Source organism: Brevibacillus sp. NRS-1366, assembly GCF_050467985.1.
Window position 1 is genome coordinate 17,709 of record NZ_JBITPN010000046.1, and the last position, 18,171, is coordinate 35,879.

General features: G+C 49.5%; 14 protein-coding genes, 1 other RNA gene and 1 other annotated feature. Of the genes, 14 read left to right on the plus strand and 1 reads right to left on the minus strand.

Going from position 1 to position 18,171, the window contains the following annotated elements:
• Positions 1-22 precede the first annotated feature (22 nt).
• The 8 genes from secD to ACIFQN_RS28325 all read left to right on the plus strand — a co-directional run bounded on the left by secD (position 23) and on the right by ACIFQN_RS28325 (position 9,594).
• Positions 23-1,261, plus strand: a complete 1,239-nt coding sequence (secD, locus tag ACIFQN_RS28290) for a protein translocase subunit SecD (RefSeq protein WP_429836386.1) — start codon at positions 23-25, stop codon at positions 1,259-1,261.
• Entirely contained in the window at positions 1,251-2,168 is a 918-nt protein-coding gene (secF, locus tag ACIFQN_RS28295; protein ID WP_429836387.1) for a protein translocase subunit SecF, read from the plus strand. Before secD ends, secF begins: the two co-directional genes overlap by 11 nt.
• 103 nt (positions 2,169-2,271) lie before the next feature.
• Positions 2,272-3,153 carry a cation diffusion facilitator family transporter gene (locus ACIFQN_RS28300; RefSeq protein WP_429836388.1) on the plus strand — a complete coding sequence of 294 codons (882 nt, stop codon included), beginning with the start codon at positions 2,272-2,274 and terminating at the stop codon, positions 3,151-3,153.
• A gap of 57 nt (positions 3,154-3,210) precedes the next feature.
• Positions 3,211-5,565, plus strand: coding sequence for a single-stranded-DNA-specific exonuclease RecJ (gene recJ, locus ACIFQN_RS28305; RefSeq protein ID WP_429836389.1), 2,355 nt, complete (start codon positions 3,211-3,213; stop codon positions 5,563-5,565).
• 12 nt (positions 5,566-5,577) lie between these two features.
• On the plus strand, positions 5,578-6,090 hold the full coding sequence (locus ACIFQN_RS28310) for an adenine phosphoribosyltransferase (protein ID WP_429836390.1): 513 nt from the start codon (positions 5,578-5,580) through the stop codon (positions 6,088-6,090).
• A 251-nt stretch (positions 6,091-6,341) separates the two neighbouring features.
• Positions 6,342-8,510 (plus strand): RelA/SpoT family protein, encoded by a 2,169-nt coding sequence (locus ACIFQN_RS28315; protein ID WP_429836391.1) that lies wholly within the window; start codon positions 6,342-6,344, stop codon positions 8,508-8,510.
• A gap of 71 nt (positions 8,511-8,581) precedes the next feature.
• Positions 8,582-9,019: a D-aminoacyl-tRNA deacylase gene (gene dtd, locus ACIFQN_RS28320; RefSeq protein ID WP_429836392.1), complete on the plus strand. Its 438-nt coding sequence runs from the start codon at positions 8,582-8,584 to the stop codon at positions 9,017-9,019.
• Positions 9,020-9,042: 23 nt separating this feature from the next.
• Positions 9,043-9,594: an SDR family NAD(P)-dependent oxidoreductase gene (locus ACIFQN_RS28325; RefSeq protein WP_429836393.1), complete on the plus strand. Its 552-nt coding sequence runs from the start codon at positions 9,043-9,045 to the stop codon at positions 9,592-9,594.
• Between the two features lie 106 nt (positions 9,595-9,700).
• Here ACIFQN_RS28325 and ACIFQN_RS28330 read toward each other — a convergent pair whose 3' ends face one another.
• Entirely contained in the window at positions 9,701-11,563 is a 1,863-nt protein-coding gene (locus tag ACIFQN_RS28330) for an SH3 domain-containing protein (RefSeq protein ID WP_429836394.1), read from the minus strand.
• Between the two features lie 192 nt (positions 11,564-11,755).
• Here ACIFQN_RS28330 and ACIFQN_RS28335 point away from each other — a divergent pair, with 192 nt between their 5' ends.
• The 6 genes from ACIFQN_RS28335 to ACIFQN_RS28360 all read left to right on the plus strand — a co-directional run bounded on the left by ACIFQN_RS28335 (position 11,756) and on the right by ACIFQN_RS28360 (position 18,170).
• Positions 11,756-11,926 carry a hypothetical protein gene (locus ACIFQN_RS28335; RefSeq protein WP_429836395.1) on the plus strand — a complete coding sequence of 57 codons (171 nt, stop codon included), beginning with the start codon at positions 11,756-11,758 and terminating at the stop codon, positions 11,924-11,926.
• A 103-nt stretch (positions 11,927-12,029) separates the two neighbouring features.
• On the plus strand, positions 12,030-13,544 hold the full coding sequence (locus ACIFQN_RS28340) for a coproporphyrinogen III oxidase (protein WP_429836396.1): 1,515 nt from the start codon (positions 12,030-12,032) through the stop codon (positions 13,542-13,544).
• A 92-nt stretch (positions 13,545-13,636) separates the two neighbouring features.
• Positions 13,637-13,897: a binding site (T-box leader), on the plus strand.
• A 123-nt stretch (positions 13,898-14,020) separates the two neighbouring features.
• Positions 14,021-15,301 (plus strand): histidine--tRNA ligase, encoded by a 1,281-nt coding sequence (gene hisS / locus ACIFQN_RS28345; RefSeq protein ID WP_429836397.1) that lies wholly within the window; start codon positions 14,021-14,023, stop codon positions 15,299-15,301.
• 24 nt (positions 15,302-15,325) lie between these two features.
• A complete protein-coding gene (aspS, locus tag ACIFQN_RS28350) occupies positions 15,326-17,116 on the plus strand; it encodes an aspartate--tRNA ligase (RefSeq protein WP_429836398.1) in 1,791 nt (596 codons plus the stop codon).
• A gap of 49 nt (positions 17,117-17,165) precedes the next feature.
• Positions 17,166-17,347, plus strand: a non-coding RNA gene (gene ssrS / locus ACIFQN_RS28355) — 6S RNA.
• A gap of 67 nt (positions 17,348-17,414) precedes the next feature.
• Positions 17,415-18,170 carry a tRNA threonylcarbamoyladenosine dehydratase gene (locus ACIFQN_RS28360; RefSeq protein WP_429836399.1) on the plus strand — a complete coding sequence of 252 codons (756 nt, stop codon included), beginning with the start codon at positions 17,415-17,417 and terminating at the stop codon, positions 18,168-18,170.
• The last annotated feature ends 1 nt before the right edge of the window (position 18,171 follow it).

The following is an 18,171-nucleotide window of genomic DNA, read 5'->3' on the forward strand; positions in this document are numbered from 1 at the left end:
AGGAAAGAGGGGTATTACTGCTATGATAAAATGGGGAAGGTTCCTCCTGTTCCTGGTTGTTGTAGGGCTGCTTGGCACACTTGTGTCAACAACGATCACACAGGTGGCAAAGAACATCACACTCGGTCTGGACCTGCAGGGCGGGTTTGAGATTCTGTACGAGGTAGAACCGCTAGAGGCTGGACACAAGGTTGATATGGAGATTTTAAAATCAACTGCGCACATGATTGAAAAACGCATTAACATTGGCGGTGTGGTAGAGCCGGTTATCGCTACCGAGCTGCCAAACCGGATTCGTGTACAAATTGCCTCACAATCCGCGGATCAGGACAAGCTGCGTGAATTGATCGGCAAACCTGCGTTGCTTACATTCCGCGACGAGGCTGGGAAAATCCTGTTGCAGGGAAGCGATTTGGCTCCTAATGGGGCTGCGGTTGGATACGATGACTTGAAACGTCCATTGGTTACTCTAAAAATTTCTGATCCGAAAAAATTGGAGGATGTCACTCGTGCCAATTTGGGCAAGCATATGGCCATCTTTTTGGATGAAAATATGCAAACCAATCCAACGATTCAAAGTGTTATCACGGGTGGTAGTGCACAGATTACCGGTAATTACACCCAAGAATCTGCGCAGGAATTGGTTGACCTGCTGAATTCCGGTGCAATGCCAGCGAAACTGATTGAGAAGCAGGTAACATCAGTTGGTGCGACGCTCGGTGCTTTGGCATTGCAAAAAACCGTTTATGCCGGATATATTGGTGCGGCCTTGATTTTCTTCTTCATGTTGTTTGTATACCGCATGCCAGGCATGATCGCAAACATCACCCTGGCTGGCTTTACGTATTTTTGTATGGTCGTTCTCGACTGGATGGACGCGACGCTTACCCTGCCTGGTATTGCTGGGTTTATCCTTGCGGTCGGGATTGCCGTCGACGCCAACATTATTACGTACGAGCGCATTCAAGAAGAGCTCCGCTCTGGCAAAACAGTGCTGTCTGCATTCCGTTCAGGTGAGCGCCGCTCGCTGATTACCATTATTGATGCCCACGTTACGACACTGATTGCAACAGGGGTTTTGTTCTTCTTCGGGACAAGCTCTGTTCAAGGCTTCGCAGTCGTATTGGCTATGACGATTATCGTCAGTATCATTACCAACGTGTTTGGGTCTCGCTTCCTCCTGTGGCTGGTGGTCCGTTCCAACATGTTTAAAAAGCCGTTCTGGTTCGGGGTAAAGGAGAGTGAGATCGGTGAGCTTTAATTCAGAAAATACAACTGTCAGATTTGACATCGTAAAGAATCGCCGCAAATATTTTATCGGCTCTTCTGCGATCATTATTATCGGTTTCTTGTTTATGCTGATCCAAGGGCTTCACTTGGGCGTTGACTTTAAAGCAGGGACACGTCTTGATATCTTCGTGGGGAAAGAATTTAAGCCGGAAGAAGTCGAAGCGGTCATTAAAGAACAGCTACCGAATGTTGCTTTTACGAAAGTAACCCCATACGGTACAAACCAAGCATTCACTCGTTTTGATCAAACGATTTCGTCTGATACCATGATGAAGGTAGAGGCAGCACTTAAACAAAAGTTCGGTGATCAGGTCACAAAGCAAGTCTCATCTGTTGACCCGACGATCGCCCGTGAAATGGTGAAAAAAGCAGCCATTGCGGTTGCTATCGCTGCTGTAGGCATCGTGATTTACATTGCCATTCGCTTCCAATGGCTCTTCGGGATTGCGTGTGTTGCGGGTCTGTTGCATGACGTGTTTATTCCGATCGCTCTGTTCTCTGTACTAGGCCTAGAAGTGGATATCACATTCATTGCAGCGATCCTGACGATTCTTGGATACTCGATTAACGATAAGATTGTAATCTTTGACCGGATTCGGGAAAACCTAAGAACGATGAAGTCTAAAACCATTCCAGAGCTTGAGCATCTCGTAAACGTTTCGCTCTGGCAAACGATGCGTCGTTCCATTTATACAGTTGCAACCGTATTTTTTACGGCTTTGGCTTTGGCCGTACTTGGTAGTGAGAGCATTCGCAACTTCTCGCTCGCACTGTTGTTCGGTTTGGTGAGTGGAACGTATTCCTCGATCTTTATTGCCGCACAAATTTGGGTAAACTTGAAAGAGCGGAATATGTTGAAAAAGAAAAAAGAAGCGTAATTTGTCTGCTCAAAATTCGAGAGGCAGATACAAAGGCCGCGGGGGTAGCTCCCCGCGGTTTTCTACTCTTATCAGGGTGATTCCATGTAGGGAGGGACTACAGATGGTAGATGATCGTCTGGCCAAGGCTCAGTTTGCTGCGTGGGTAGGGATTGTTGGAAACCTCGCGCTTGCAGGTGTAAAGCTGCTTGTCGGGGTAGTTGCCAAGTCTCAGGCTTTGATTGCGGATTCTGTTCATTCTGCTTCGGATGTGGTCGGATCGGTTGCTGTGCTTATTGGATTGCGGGCAGCAGAACGTCCGCCTGACGAGGATCACCCGTATGGCCATGGGAAAGCAGAGTCTGTATCTGCCATTATCGTGTCTGTCTTGCTGGCGGTCGTCGGTTTTGAAATTGGAAATTCGTCGATCAAATCACTGTTTACTCCTCTGGAAGCACCGGGATTTATTGCAGTTTGGGCAGCAATCGGCTCGATGATTGTAAAAGAATGGATGTACCGGTACAAGTACAACCTCGGCAAGAAGCTGAAGAGCCAATCGCTGATTGCCAATGCTTTGGAGCATCGTTCGGATGTCTTCTCATCGTTTGCTGCACTGATAGGGATTGGCGGCGCTATTGCTGGTGGGTGGCTAGGCGTTCCGTGGATGTTGTACCTAGACCCTGCAGCAGGTATTTTTGTTTCTTTGCTTGTACTGAAGATGTCATACAACATTTTGATGGAATCGATACACAGCACACTGGACCATGTCCTTCATGATGATGACACGCAGGAGCTGCGTCAGGCTATCTTGCAAGTATCTGGCGTGACGCGAATCGATTCCCTGCGGGCCAGAGAGCATGGACACTACCTGATTGTGGATGTGAAAATAGGTGTAAATCCGCATATTACGGTAGAAGAGGGACACCGCATTGGTAAGCAGGTTAAACACGAGATCATGGAAAAGTTTTCTGAGGTCCGCGACGTTTTCGTTCACATTAATCCTTAGTTGTCAGTCTCCTGCTTCATCCTCTATAATGAATGAGGATTGATTGGAGGAACGCTCATGCTGAAAGCGAAAACACGCTGGAAACTGGCCGCCTACGATGAACAATTAGCTGCAACGATCGCTGACGAATGTCAGCTCGCTCCGCTTGTATCCAAGCTGCTGGTCATTCGAGGCATCGACTCATCGCAAAAGGCCCGAGATTTTCTTCAGGCAGGTCCGGAATTATTTCATGATCCGTTCTTGCTAGATGGAATGGAACAAAGCGTGCACCGTATTCAACAGGCCATCCAAGAGCAGGAGCCGATTCTCATTTACGGTGATTATGACGCGGATGGCGTAAGTTCTACATCGTTAATGGTACATGTATTGCGCCAACTGGGCGCTGTGTTTGACTATTACATCCCTAACCGGTTTACCGAAGGGTATGGGTTACATAAAGACGCCTTGGCGCAGCTGCAGCAAAGCGGTTATAAGCTGATTATCACAGTAGATACCGGGATTAGTGCAGTAGAACAGGTGGAGTATGCTAAACAGCTGGGTCTTGACGTAATTGTAACCGACCATCACGAACCTCCGGCAATCATCCCGGAGGCATTTGCTGTGATTAATCCGAAAAAGCCTGGTTGTCCCTATCCATTTGACATGCTGGCGGGAGTAGGGGTTGCCTTTAAACTAGGGCATGCCCTGCTGGGTGAACCTCCACTGCATCTGGCAGATCTCGCAGCACTGGGTACGATTGCTGATTTGGTCCCGTTGGTTGACGAAAATCGCATTCTTGCCCGAGAAGGATTAAAGCGCTTAAATCAGACGTGCAACTTGGGTCTGCAGGCGCTGATACGCGTCTGTGGGCTTTCAGACAGCGTTTTGTCAGCCGGTCACGTGGGATTTGCGCTGGGTCCAAGATTAAATGCGAGCGGGCGGCTGGAGACCGCAGAGTCGGCCGTCAAGCTTTTGACGACAGAGGATCTGGATGAGGCTGAACAATGTGCACAGGCTTTAGACGATCTGAATCGCGAGCGACAGGATTTGGTTGCGGCGATGACAGAGGAAGCCGTCCAAATGGTGAGGGAGCTTTATCCGCCAGATGAGAATAATGTGCTTGTAGTGGCAAAGGAAGGCTGGAATGTCGGCGTAGTTGGCATTGTCGCCTCTCGTCTAGTCGAGACCTTTTACCGACCGACGATCGTCCTTGGAATTGACCCCGAAAAGGGGACAGCGAAAGGCTCTGCACGCAGCATTGCCGGCTTTGACATGTACGAGGCCTTAACTGCTTGCAAGGAGTGGCTCCCCCATTATGGCGGGCATACGATGGCAGCGGGGATGACGCTGCCGGTCGGCAATCTTGATTTGCTGCGGCAAAAACTGAACGAACTTGCTGGTCTTTGGCTCTCCTCAGATGATTTTATCCCGATGACCAAAGTAGATGTTTCCATGGACATAGCAGAAATAAGCTTGGATGCAGTAGAGCAGCTAGAGAAGCTCGCGCCCTATGGGATGGGAAATCCTACGCCATTGGTTATGCTGGAAAATGTGGAGACTGTGGGCATGCGAACGATTGGCCGTGATGACAATCACTTGAAATGCTCGTTGAGCGGGTCGAATGCTACTGTTGATGCCATCGGCTTTAACTGGGCGCATGTGACCAAAAAGGTGACGCCAAAAGCACGATTTCAAGTCTTGGGTGAGCTTTCCGTGAACGAGTGGAATGGAAACCGCAAGCCTCAGCTTACGATTCGGGATTTGTCTGTACCCCATCAACAAATCTTTGACTTGCGTGGGAGTCGCGACAAGTCACAAAAATGGCTGGAGCTCGCGACTGAACCGGGTTCGATAACGGTACTGTTTCGACAGGATAGTTATGATCTGTTAGCCCACGGGGCCACTGAGGAACAAAGGAAGACCCTTCATTTCATTGGCCGTGATGAGAGTGGATGTGATTTTACTGTTATCCAAAATGTCATCCTGTACGACTTGCCAAAGCGACGCGTTGACCTTACAGCCATACTTTCAAGGTTACACCATGCGGAGCGGATCTACTGCCTGTTTGGCGACCCAGATTTGGGAATGGAGCGGCTTTCCTGTCCGGGACGTCAGCATTTCAAAGAGCTGTATCAATTTTTCGTACAGGTACCTGTAGTCAAGCACATCCACCTGGATGCATTGGCACGCAAGCTTAAATGGAAACAACCTATGCTGGACGGCATGCTGGCTATTTTTCTTGAGCTTGAGTTTTTGGCGGCGGAGCCCGAGCAGTACCGACTGCTAAGCTCTACGTCAAAAAGGCCGCTGGAAAGCTCTCTTCTTTATGCCCAGTGGCAGGAAGAGGCCCAGCTGGCTACTGATTTACTGTTATCATCTTCGGATGGATTGCTTCAATCGTTTCATCAGTTGGTGGAGCCTGCCACCGTTTAGGAGGAATTTTTCATGGATTTCAAACAATATATTCGCGTCATTCCTGATTTTCCACAGCCTGGCATCCGTTTCAAGGATATTACGACTCTGCTGAAAGACGGTCCTGCTTATCGCGCAGCGATTCAGGAATTGGCTGTATTTGCTCACGAAGTGGGGGCGGAAGTGATTGCCGGTCCGGAAGCGCGCGGCTTCGTCGTAGGGGCGCCGCTTTCCTATGAAATGAACATTGGATTCGTCCCGATCCGCAAATCGGGCAAGCTGCCTTATCAATCCATTAAGGCAGACTACAATTTGGAGTATGGAAAAGACGCGCTAGCCGTGCATGTCGATGCGATTCAACCAGGACAACGCGTACTGATCGCGGATGACCTCTTGGCAACTGGTGGAACGATCGAAACAACGATCAACCTCATCGAACAGCTCGGCGGCAAAGTAGTGGGTGCAGCCTTTTTCATCGAGTTGTCTTATTTGGATGGACGCAAAAAAATAGGCGATGTTCCTATTAAATCCCTTATTCAATACTAATGGTCGAGCAAAAACGGGTCACGTACCCGTTTTTTTGTTTTTTTGTGGGCTGTTCATACTTTACAAGGGAAAGCACCTTTACAATACGAACGACTTAAAAGATAATAGATGAAATACCATAGCCAAATTTTCTGGTTCGGATCAGCTCAATCGAATGTCTTCAAATAGTAGAAAGTGCAACTAAGGCCCTGCCTGCGCCAAAAGGCTTGGCAAAGCCAAGTTTTCTAATGAGAGGATAAGGGAAGGGAACTATGATTACCGGCATTGATGAGGTAGTAAAAAAAGCAAGCACATATCTATCCCAATCGGATTTGGACTTAATTACACGTGCCTATCAATTGGCCCAAAAAGCGCATGAGGGCCAGGTGAGAAAATCTGGTGTTCCGTACATCATGCACCCAATTGCTGTAGCGGGTATTCTCGCCAATTTGCACATGGATGCAGTAACAATCGCGGCGGGGTTTTTACATGATGTCGTGGAAGACACCGAGATTACGTTAGATCATCTCCGCGAGCAGTTTGGCCCTGATGTGGCTCTTCTGGTTGACGGAGTTACTAAGCTGGAAAAAATCAAGTATAAGTCAAAAGAAGAGCAGCTTGCTGAAAACCACCGCAAAATGCTGGTTGCCATGGCACAGGACATTCGGGTTATTATGATCAAGCTGGCTGACCGGCTGCACAACATGCGGACACTCAGGCACATGTCCGAAGAGAAGCAACGTGAGATTTCCGATGAGACTCTCGAAATTTTTGCGCCCTTGGCCCACCGTCTGGGGATTGCTTCTGTCAAATGGGAGCTGGAGGATACTTCGCTCCGCTATTTGAATCCGCAACAGTACTATCGAATCGTAAATCTGATGCAAAAAAAGCGGGTTGAACGGGAAGCTTATTTGAATGAAGCATCGGATACGATCAGGGAAAAGCTCGGCGAGTTGAACATTGAGGCGGAAATTTCGGGACGACCGAAACACATATACAGCATCTTTAAAAAGATGACGAAGCAGAATAAGCAGTTCAATGAAATCTACGACTTGTTAGCGCTTCGTATTATCGTCAATGACATCCGCGACTGTTACGCGGTGCTCGGTATCGTACACACGCTGTGGAAGCCGATGCCTGGACGATTCAAAGATTACATCGCGATGCCAAAGACCAACATGTATCAATCGCTCCATACCACGGTGATTGGGCCCAAGGGAGAACCGCTCGAAGTACAAATTCGCACATGGGAAATGCACCAGACCGCAGAGATCGGGATTGCTGCACACTGGGCCTACAAAGAAGGCAAGAGCGTGGTCCAAGGCTCGTTCGCCGAGAAACTGGGCAGCCTGCGTGAGATCATCGAGGGCGGTTCAGAGGAAGCCCCCAATGCCCAGGAGTTCATGGAGAGCCTCAAGCAAGATCTGTTCTCTGATACGGTGTTTGTCTTTACGCCAAAAGGGGACGTGGTGGAGCTGCCAAAAGGTTCTGTGCCATTGGACTTCTCTTATCGAATTCACTCGGCGGTCGGTAACCGGACGATTGGTGCAAAAGTAAATGGCAAAATTGTTCCGCTCGATTACGCGATGAAAACGGGCGATATCATCGAAATCCTGACTTCTAAGCATTCCTACGGACCTAGTCAGGACTGGCTGAAAATGGCCAAGTCAGCACATGCCCGCAATAAAATTAAGCAGTGGTTTAAAAAAGAAAAACGCGAAGAGAATGTTGCCAAAGGTCAACAAATGGTGGAAACGGAGATCAAGGCACGCAGCTTCGATGTGAAAGAAGCGATGACTGAGACGAACTTGAAGGAAGCGGCCGCAAGATTCAACTTTCAAGGGTCTGAGGACATGTTTGCGGCTGTGGGCTACGGTGGAATTACAGCCTCACAGATTGCGACCCGTTTAGTCGACAAGCTGCGCCGGGAACGGGAAGAACAGAATCCGACGATTCCCGAGGTCAAACCCAATCCCGCCCATCAAGCAAAAAGTGAATCAGGGGTCAAGGTACGCGGTGTAGACAATCTTCTAGTACGCATATCCCGTTGCTGTACCCCTGTCCCAGGCGACCAGATCATCGGTTTTATCACTCGCGGCCGTGGGGTGTCTGTGCATCGGCTGGACTGTCCGAATGTGCTGGCGGATGAATGCTCGGAGCGGCTGATTGATGTCGAGTGGGACACAGACTTCAAGCACAATTTCAACGTCGAAATCGAAATCACTGGCAATGATCGCAGCGGCCTCTTGAACGACGTGCTGCAGGTTGTGGCGGAGACCAAAACGAACATTGCGGCAGTTAGCGGCAAAGCGGATAAAAACCGTGTCGCAACTATTCACATGACGATTTCGATCAGCAATGTGGATCATTTGCAAAAAGTGGTGGAGCGAATCAAGCGCATCAAAGACATTTATTCGGTTCGCAGGATATTGAGCACCTGATCCCTCGTGGATTGGGTGTTCTGTTTTTTAAATCAACCAGGTGAGTTAGAGGCGAAGGAGGATCAACGAACGTGAGAGTAGTCGTACAGCGATCGAGAGAAGCAAGTGTAACAGTAGCAGGAGAGGTAGTCGGACAGATTGAACATGGACTGATGCTTCTGGTAGGGATCACCCAAGCGGACTGCGAAAAAGAAGTAGAATTCGTGGCTGACAAAATTGCTAATCTGCGGATTTTTGAAGATGAGGAAGGAAAAATGAATCACTCTGTCCTCGAGACGGGAGGACAAATTTTGTCCGTTTCCCAATTTACGCTATATGGCGATTGTCGAAAAGGCAGACGCCCCAACTTCATGGCAGCCGCACGCCCTGAGCAGGCAGAACCGTTGTACGAGCTGTTCAACGCCAAGCTGCGTGAAAAAGGCCTGCACGTGGAAACAGGGCGCTTTGGAGCTATGATGGATGTGCGACTCGTAAACGACGGACCTGTAACGCTGATTGTAGAATCATAGAGATCCGCCAAGGGGGAGAGGGCATGGCGCAGAAAGCATTAGTAGTGGGAGCAAGCGGGATGTTAACAGAAGTAGCTCGCTGGCTCGCAAAACAAGGCTATGAGGTGACTGTGGTTGGAAGAAACCGAGGAAAACTAGAAGAGGTCAGAGACGGGTCCTCTCATCCAGAGTCATTTACGCTGCTTGCACTCGATTATCACCAGTCTGACTACTTGCGCGAGGCGATGGAACAGCTCGTCGCAAAGCAAGGGCACATACAACTCGTTGTGTCATGGATCCATCAAACAGCTCCGGAGGTACTGCCTACAATTGGAGAGGTGCTGTCGCGTCCGCAAAAAGAGTGGAATCTCTATCACGTATGCGGAAGCCGTGCCTGGAGAAACCCGCCGGTCGTTCCTGAGGGAATCGGGTGCACCTATCACCGGATTATCCTCGGGTTTGTTTGTGGGGAGAAGGAATCACGCTGGCTTACAAACGGCGAGATTGCCCAAGGAGTCATTCAAGCAATCCAAGCGGCCGAACCACAATTCATTGTTGGTAGTGTCGAGCCATGGGAGAGACGCCCCTCTTATTAAAATCTTCAGTTTACATACAACAATGAAAACCCCCTGTACCAAAGACTACACGCGCAACTGAATTTTGCGGTGCAGTTCCTGGCAGGGGGTTTTTTAGGCGGGAGAATTAACCTCCCTGATTGTTTTGTGAGCTGAAGTACTGAATAATCCCTTTGTACAAGCCTTCGGCGGCAAGGTCCTGCTGCTTTTCCGAGCGAACTCGAATTTCCTCGTTGTAGTTAGAAAGGAAACCGATCTCGGCCAAGATGGAGGGAACAGAATTTTCCCGGAGAACAAAGTAATCGCCAAATCGGGCTTGCAAGTCTTTGTAGCTGGTAGCTTTGACGAGTTCATTTTGAACCAGGGAAGCAAGCTTGCTAGAGTTCCCCTGATTGTAGAAAAAGACGATAGAACCGTTCGTAGCAGTGTTTGGATGAGTATTATGGTGGATACTGACAAAAATATCCGCCTTGTTCATTACCGCCACATCTACACGCTGCTGAAGAGTCAGCTTGCGGTCGTCGGCACGTGTCATGATGACATTGGCTCCTGAGGATTGCAGCCTGTTTTTAAGCAAGAGAGCGACCTGCAGGTTTACCGTTTTTTCCAAGGTAGAGAAGCTGAGGCCAGTTGCTCCATTGTCGTTACCGCCATGACCTGCGTCTACAACGATGGTTTTTCCGACCAGTTCATTTCCGCGAATGACAGCAGGGACACCGCTTGCAGATACGAGCCATCCGGCAATATATCCGGTGGACCCGTCAGTGAAGGCAACCTGGAACCATTCGCCTTCTTTATTGGCAATACTGTATTTTTCGCCCGGTTGCACCCGCTTGATAATTTCGTGCTCCGTGCTAGAGCCAGAACGCACATTTGTATCCGGATTAACAATAGTGACATAGGGACCGCTTGGTGTCGGCATGGCCGGTTGAGATACCGTGATGAGCCATCCTGCGACCCAGCCCGTTTGTCCTGCTGGTGTCGTCACACGGTACCATTCACCTTGCTTTTCCAATACGGTCAAGCTGCTGCCGACTGGGAGAGTAGCTAAGACCGAACTGTTTGTATTGGATTCACTTCGCAGGTTTAGACCGTCAGTTTGGACGGTAGCCGTTTGCTTGGATGATGTTGCTGGCTGTCCTGCTGATGGCGCTTCAGGCAAGATGTCTGACGGCGTCGCACCCGTATTGGCACCAGGGCTAGGAATATTGGATGAGGATCCTTGTTCCGTAGTAAACCACGCGTTGACTCCATCGTATGGGAATTGAATCCAACCATTTTGCTTGGTTATGACTTTGACTGTTTCACCTGCATGCAATTGGCCGATTGCTGGCGTTGTAGCATCAGGTGTCGCGTACACATACGGTGCGAATTCCAGCGTCAAGCTGGCGCTTTGTACGGCGGGTGGCTTCGTTTGTGCTCCACCCGTACTTGACGTGCTGCCGCCACTGTTACTTGGGTTAGGAGCGGGCGGAGGTGTTGCAGTGGGCTTTGTGCCAGATTGTCCGGCTGTACTTTCCTTGACCAACCAAGCGGCTACCCAACCTTTGCTCTGGGCAGTGAGCTGGATTTGGATCCATTCTCCGTTCTTTTGCACGATGTTGTAGCGTGTACCAGGGTTGATGGTTGCAACGATCGCGTTGGTTTGTCCAGGACCGGAACGGACATTGAGATTGGTCGTGTTGCTCTCCACCTGGGCGACAGGTGGAGAAGCTTGCTGCCCAGTGGTGACTAGCCAGTTTGCGACCCAACCGGACGCGCCATTTGGCAATTTTACTTGAATCCAATCGTTTTTGGTAGAAACCACAGGCAATACAGTCTTGTTCGGCAGGGTAGTGACAACAGTGTCCTGGAGGCTGGGACCTGAACGGACATTGAGATTGTCCACAGTGACCTGAACTGAACTGGCGGCCCAGGCTGTAGAGACGGGGATGGAAACGGCGCAAAGAAAAGTCAGGAGCGTCCTCAGGATTTTTTGACGAACAAACACGGGTAGACATCCTTTCTCATAAATTCCTATCTGTAAAAATTAATTCTTGCATGTTTTTGGCAAAGTAATCACTTCGCTCTATATCCTTCTTTTTCCTGCATCATCCGACAAACTTCCTCAATGATTTCCAGATTGCGATTACCAGTTGGAGGCAATAATAAAAAGAAACTAGGAAATCAGGAGGAATTAAGCGTGAGGCAGTCTAGCAAAGAGACCTTTGCCCAAGAAGTAAATCGAAAGTTTTTTTCTGTCGATTTTCATGATTTTTTGGAAAAAGAAGCGTCTCTAAACGATGTAGAGTTGTCGAAGGAATTTACTCCAAGTGTCAGAGATGTCCAGCATTTACGTAAAAAACGCAAATGAGTTAGCGAGTGTCCCTGTCGGCTTTGCCACTTGGTTGGGTTGACCAAAGAGGATAGAGTCAGCTAAGATGAGGAGTGGCATATTTAATAAGCAGGTGAACTCCATGATCCAGATTACATGCGTGGGACACGCGTTTGAGCGGGAACTCTCCTTGATTCTCGCATTGTTTTACGAAGATCCTAAGCTCTCGTTTGTTCCAGAATGGACAAGTGAAGCTGGGCTGAAAATAAAACTTACCCTGACCGTGCGTGATGAGGGCGTCTTGGCATCGGGGGAACTGTTCGATGGTAGCAGACAATTGACTCATCAAGTAAATCGGAACTATGCAGATCGTGATGAAAAAGCGATGCGCAAAACGGCCAAGCAGGCACTTTGTTACACGCTTTTATTGATGCTGGAAGAATATACGGGAATCGAGCAGGGCTGGGGAATTTTGACAGGGATTCGCCCGACCAAACTACTCCACCAACTGAACACAGCAGGAGTGACCAGGGAAGATGCACACCGCCGACTGCAGCAGGAAGTGATTTTGCGTCCTTACAAGCTGAGGCTCTTGCAAGAGATCGTAGACAAGCAGCTAGAGGTTGTACCTGACCTGTATCAGATTGACCGAGAGCTGTCGGTCTATATTGGCATTCCTTTTTGTCCGACGAAATGTGCATACTGTACGTTTCCTGCTTATGCGATTCGTAGTCATACTGCGTCCGTCAATCCTTTTCTTGAGGGGCTTCATTATGAGCTGGAGCGGATGGGCGAGTGGCTTACGGAAAATGACCAGCGGATTACGTCCATCTATTTTGGCGGAGGCACACCGACGAGCATTACGGCAGATGATATGAATCAATTGTTCGAAACGATGCACCGCTCTTTTCCACATATGGAAGACGTGCGTGAGCTGACCGTCGAGGCAGGCAGACCCGATACGATTACGAAAGAGAAGCTGGATGTGATGAAGCGCTGGGAGGTAGATCGGATCAGCATCAACCCCCAATCGTTTACACAGGAAACGCTTCAGGCCATCGGACGCCATCATACCGTGGAGGAAACGATCGAAAAGTACCATCTCGCTATGGAAATGGGCCTATCCAACATCAATATGGATTTGATCATTGGACTTCCAGGCGAGGGAGTAGCAGAGCTGGCACACAGTCTCCAGGAGGTGGAGAAGCTTATGCCTGCCTCGCTGACGGTCCATACTTTGTCGTTCAAGCGGGCGTCGGAAATGACGCAGAACAAGGAACGCTACAAAGTAGCAAGCCGCGATGAAATCAGCAAAATGATGGATATGGCTTCCGCTTGGACGAAGGCAAACGGATACGACCCTTATTATCTGTATCGCCAAAAAAACATCCTGGGTAACCTGGAGAATGTAGGCTATGCCAAGCCTGGTCAAGAAAGTATTTACAACATCATGATCATGGAAGAGGTTCAAACCATCTTGGGTCTGGGCTGTGGCGCGGTTTCCAAGCTAATGGCGCCGGGGAGCCGCAAGCTGTCACGCTTTCCTAATCCCAAAGATCCGAAGACGTATAATGACACCTACAAGGTACTGGTAGAAAACAAATTACGCGACTTGGATGAGATTTATTTCGGAAAGCCGACTGTTTCACAAGGCTAAAAATGGTTGTAAAAAAAGTTTTATAGTGCGCCTGTTGACGCGTGCTTTCTGGTTTGCTATGATTCACAATAAGCTTTTGGATTGAATATGATTGAGATCTGATGACGGGAACAAGTACCCAGGAACCGGATAACCAGAGAGAAAGCGCCGTGGCTGAGAGTGCTTTCATATGACGACTTGGTGAATGACATCCCCGAAGACCACAGTGAACAGGTAAAAAGATGACTTTTTCCTCAGTAACTGTCAGGCGTTCGCCGGCGTTAACGGCTAATAAGTGGGATAGCCTTTTGTTACCATACGGCTATTCAAACAGGGTGGCACCACGGGAGTAGAACCAGTCTCTCGTCCCTGACATGCGGCGATTTGCTAAATGTCAGGAGACGGGGGACTTTTTTATTTGGTCATAGATAGCCCTCCCTTATCCTAGAGGTTTGGCGTAGCCCAAGTTTTTCAAATGACATGGAGGTTCGAGAGGAATGACTAGAATCCAGATCCCCCGCGGTACACAGGATATTATGCCTGGTACTGTAGAGCTGTGGCACTACGTAGAGGCCAAAGCCCGCGATCTATGCCGCCGCTCCAATTATGCAGAGATTCGCACTCCGCTGTTTGAGAGCACAGAGCTGTTTCAGCGCGGTGTAGGCGAGACAACGGATATCGTGGAGAAAGAGATGTACAGCGTAGCCAACCCGCGCAGTACGGATGCATTGACGCTGCGCCCGGAAGGTACGGCTGGCGTCGTCCGTTCTTACGTCGAAAACAAGCTGTATGGCGTTCCAAATCAGCCAACCAAGCTGTACTATTTGGGCCCGATGTTCCGTCATGAGCGTCCGCAAGCGGGACGTTATCGCCAGTTTGTTCAGTTTGGTGCGGAAGCCATTGGTTCCAGCGATCCCGCAATTGACGCTGAAGTAATCGGCCTAGCCATTCGCCTGTATCAGGAGCTGGGACTGACCGGACTGAGCGTTGAGCTGAACAGTGTAGGTACATTGGAAGACCGGGCTCGTCACCGCGAGCATTTGCTGGCTCATTTGAACGGCGTTCGTTCCGAGCTTTGCGAGGATTGCCAATCTCGCATTGACCGAAATCCGCTGCGAGTACTCGACTGTAAAAATGAAAAGTGCAAATCGCTCACAAAAGATGCTCCATCGATTCTGGATTATTTGAGCGAAGAGTCAACCGCACATTTTGAGGCAGTAAAAGGCTATCTGACCGCACTGGATATTCCGTACCACGTCAATCCGCGTCTGGTTCGTGGCTTGGATTATTACACACTGACTGCTTTTGAAATCAAGATGGCGGAGATTGGCGCAGTAGAGACGCTTTGTGGCGGAGGACGCTACAACGGATTGGTAGCAGAACTGGGCGGCGATGATATGCCAGGCATCGGGTTTGCACTGAGCATCGAGCGCTTGTTGCTTGCTCTGGAAAAGCAGGGCGTACAGCTGCCAATCGCCGGAGGAATCGACTGCTTCGTGGTCGTGCAGACGCCGGAAGCAAAGACAGCAGCTTTTGTTCTGGTGGATCAATTGCGTCAGGCCGGAATTGCCGCCGAGCTGGATTACCTGGACCGCAAAATGAAAGCGCAGCTGAAGCAGGCAGATCGTCTATCAGCCCGCTTTACAGCAATCATAGGTGAGTCTGAATTGGCAAATGGCACAGTCGTCTTGAAAGAGATGGCTACAGGTGAACAGCAAGAGCTCAAACAAGAAGAGCTTGTTGCTGCACTGAATACGAAAAGAAACCATACAAACTAAAACAACCGAGTGGGGGATATCAAGATGTCTTGGCAATATCGTACCGTAGAATGCGGAAAAGTAACCACAGCACATGTAGGACAAGAAATTGTATTGAATGGATGGGTGCAAAAGCGTCGTGACCTTGGAGGAGTTATTTTCGTTGACTTCCGCGACCGTACAGGCATCGTTCAAATCGTATTTAACCCAGAGCACGACAAAGCAGCATGGGAAAAGGCAGACAAGGTTCGCAGTGAATATGTTCTGGTCGTCAAAGGTAAAGTCGTAAACCGCGCGCCAGAAGCAGTCAATCCGAAGCTGCAAACAGGCGAAATCGAAGTCCACATCTCTGAGATCCAAATTTTGAATGAAGCAAAAACACCTCCGTTCCAAATTGAGGACGACATCGACGTAGATGAGCAAGTTCGTCTGAAATACCGTTACCTCGACTTGCGCCGTCCGGAGATGCAACGCACCCTTTTGCTTCGCAGCAAGGCAGCCAAAGCATTCCGTGATTACTTGGATGAGAACGACTTCGTGGAAGTAGAAACACCGATGCTGACAAAAAGCACACCAGAAGGTGCACGTGACTATCTCGTCCCTTCCCGCGTACATCCAGGCGAATTTTATGCACTGCCACAATCGCCACAGCAGTTCAAGCAGCTACTCATGGTATCCGGTTTGGAGCGTTACTATCAGATCGTACGCTGCTTCCGTGACGAAGACCTGCGTGCTGACCGTCAGCCTGAATTTACCCAGGTGGACATTGAGACCTCTTTCCTGTCAATGGAAGAAATCTTGCCGATGATGGAAAAGATGGTCGCTAACGTATTCAAACAAACGATTGGTGTGGATGTACCGACTCCATTCCCGCGTCTGACTTACGCGGATGCACTGGCGCGCTACGGCTCTGACAAGCCGGACGTCCGCTTTGGCATGGAGCTGACAGATGTAGCTGACATCGTGGCAACGAGCGATTTCAAAGTATTTGCCAGTGTCGTAGCAGGTGGCGGGCAGGTAAAAGCAATCAATGCAAAAGGCTGCGGTCACTATTCCCGTAAAGAGGCGGACGATCTGCAGAAGTTCGCTGCCCGCTACGGTGCCAAGGGCCTCGCGTATATGGGCTTCAAGGACGGCGAGGTAAAAGGTCCGATCGCGAAGTTCTTTAAAGAAGAAGAGATCAACGAATTGAAACAGCGTCTAGCGGTAGAAGAAGGCGACCTGCTCCTGTTCGTTGCGGACAAACCAAAAGTAGTTGCTGACGCATTAGGCGCTCTTCGCTCCAAGCTGGGTGCTGAGCTGGGTCTGATCGACCAAAGCAAATTTGCGTTCCTGTGGGTTGTTGACTTCCCGCTGGTTGAGTGGGATGAAGAGGCAAAACGTTATGTAGCTCTGCACCATCCGTTCACTCGCCCAAAAGACGAAGACCTGCACCTCTTTGACACCGATCCAGGTCAGATCCGCGCACAAGCGTATGATATGGTCCTGAACGGCTATGAGCTGGGCGGCGGCTCCATGCGGATTTTCAAGCGCGATGTACAGGAAAAAATGTTTGCCGCACTTGGTTTCAGTCAGGAAGAAGCGCGTGAGCAGTTTGGCCACCTGCTGGATGCATTCGAATACGGTACACCTCCACATGGCGGTATCGCCCTCGGTCTGGACCGTCTGATCATGCTCCTCGCAGGACGCACCAACCTGCGTGAAGTGATCGCATTCCCGAAAACAGCGAGTGCCAGCGACCTGATGGTAAACGCACCAGATGTGGTAGCTCCAAAGCAATTGGCGGAGCTTTCCATCGCAACTACGGTAACAGAAGAAGAAAAGGTGGAAGCGTAATCGACTTGCAGAGCCGCATCACTCTTTGATACATTGGTAATACTAAGTAAAAGCCCTGCGATGTTCGTGACATCCGATAGTTTTGAGCCACAAAGTTTTTTTAGGGAGTTTTTCGTCCGCAATTGTAAAGGCATGCCTCCACCCGGTGGACGTCTGTAACAGTTGGGCAAGACACCCACCTGCGATGAGCAGGTTCAAAACTAAGGAGTAACACGGCATAATGGGGCTCTTTTTTCTCTTGAATCCTACTTTTCCGATTGACAATAATTTTGCTCACGAATGAAAGGTGACATTTGCGATGCTTCATCAATTTTCCCGTTGTGAATTGGCCTTCGGTCCCGAAGGTTTGGAAAAAATGAAAAATAGCCGCGTGGCAGTACTGGGAGTAGGCGGTGTTGGCTCCTTCACAGTTGAAGCCCTCGCTCGTACTGGCGTGGGTAAGCTGGTATTGGTGGACAAGGATGCGGTAGACATCACTAACATCAACCGCCAGATCCACGCTACACTGAATACGGTTGGACAAAAAAAGGCAGAGCTGATGAAAGAACGCATTGCGACCATCAATCCAGAGTGCGAAGTAGTCACGCTCAACATGTTTTACAATGCAGAAACCGCAGATCAATTTTTTGCCCATGAGCTGGACTACATCGTCGATGCGATGGATACAATGTCTGCCAAACTGCATCTGATTCAGGAAGCAAAGCGACGAAACATTCCTATTATCTCAAGTATGGGTGCAGCCAACAAAATGGACCCGACACGCTTCGAGGTTGCAGATATTTCCCAGACAAGCTATGATCCGATCGCCAAGGTCATTCGCCGTGAGCTGCGGAAAAGCGGAATCTACAAAGGGGTCAAGGTCGTTTACTCCAGAGAGATTCCTGTAACCGTGCGGTCCGATGTCCGTGAACAGATTGTGTCCAACCCGAACTCACCAATTAGCAAAGTAAGGCAGCCACCAGCGAGCAACGCTTTCGTGCCTTCTGTAGCCGGATTGATTCTGGCCAGTGTCGTTGTGCGAGACTTGTTGGATTGGCAGCCTGCAAAAGGATAGT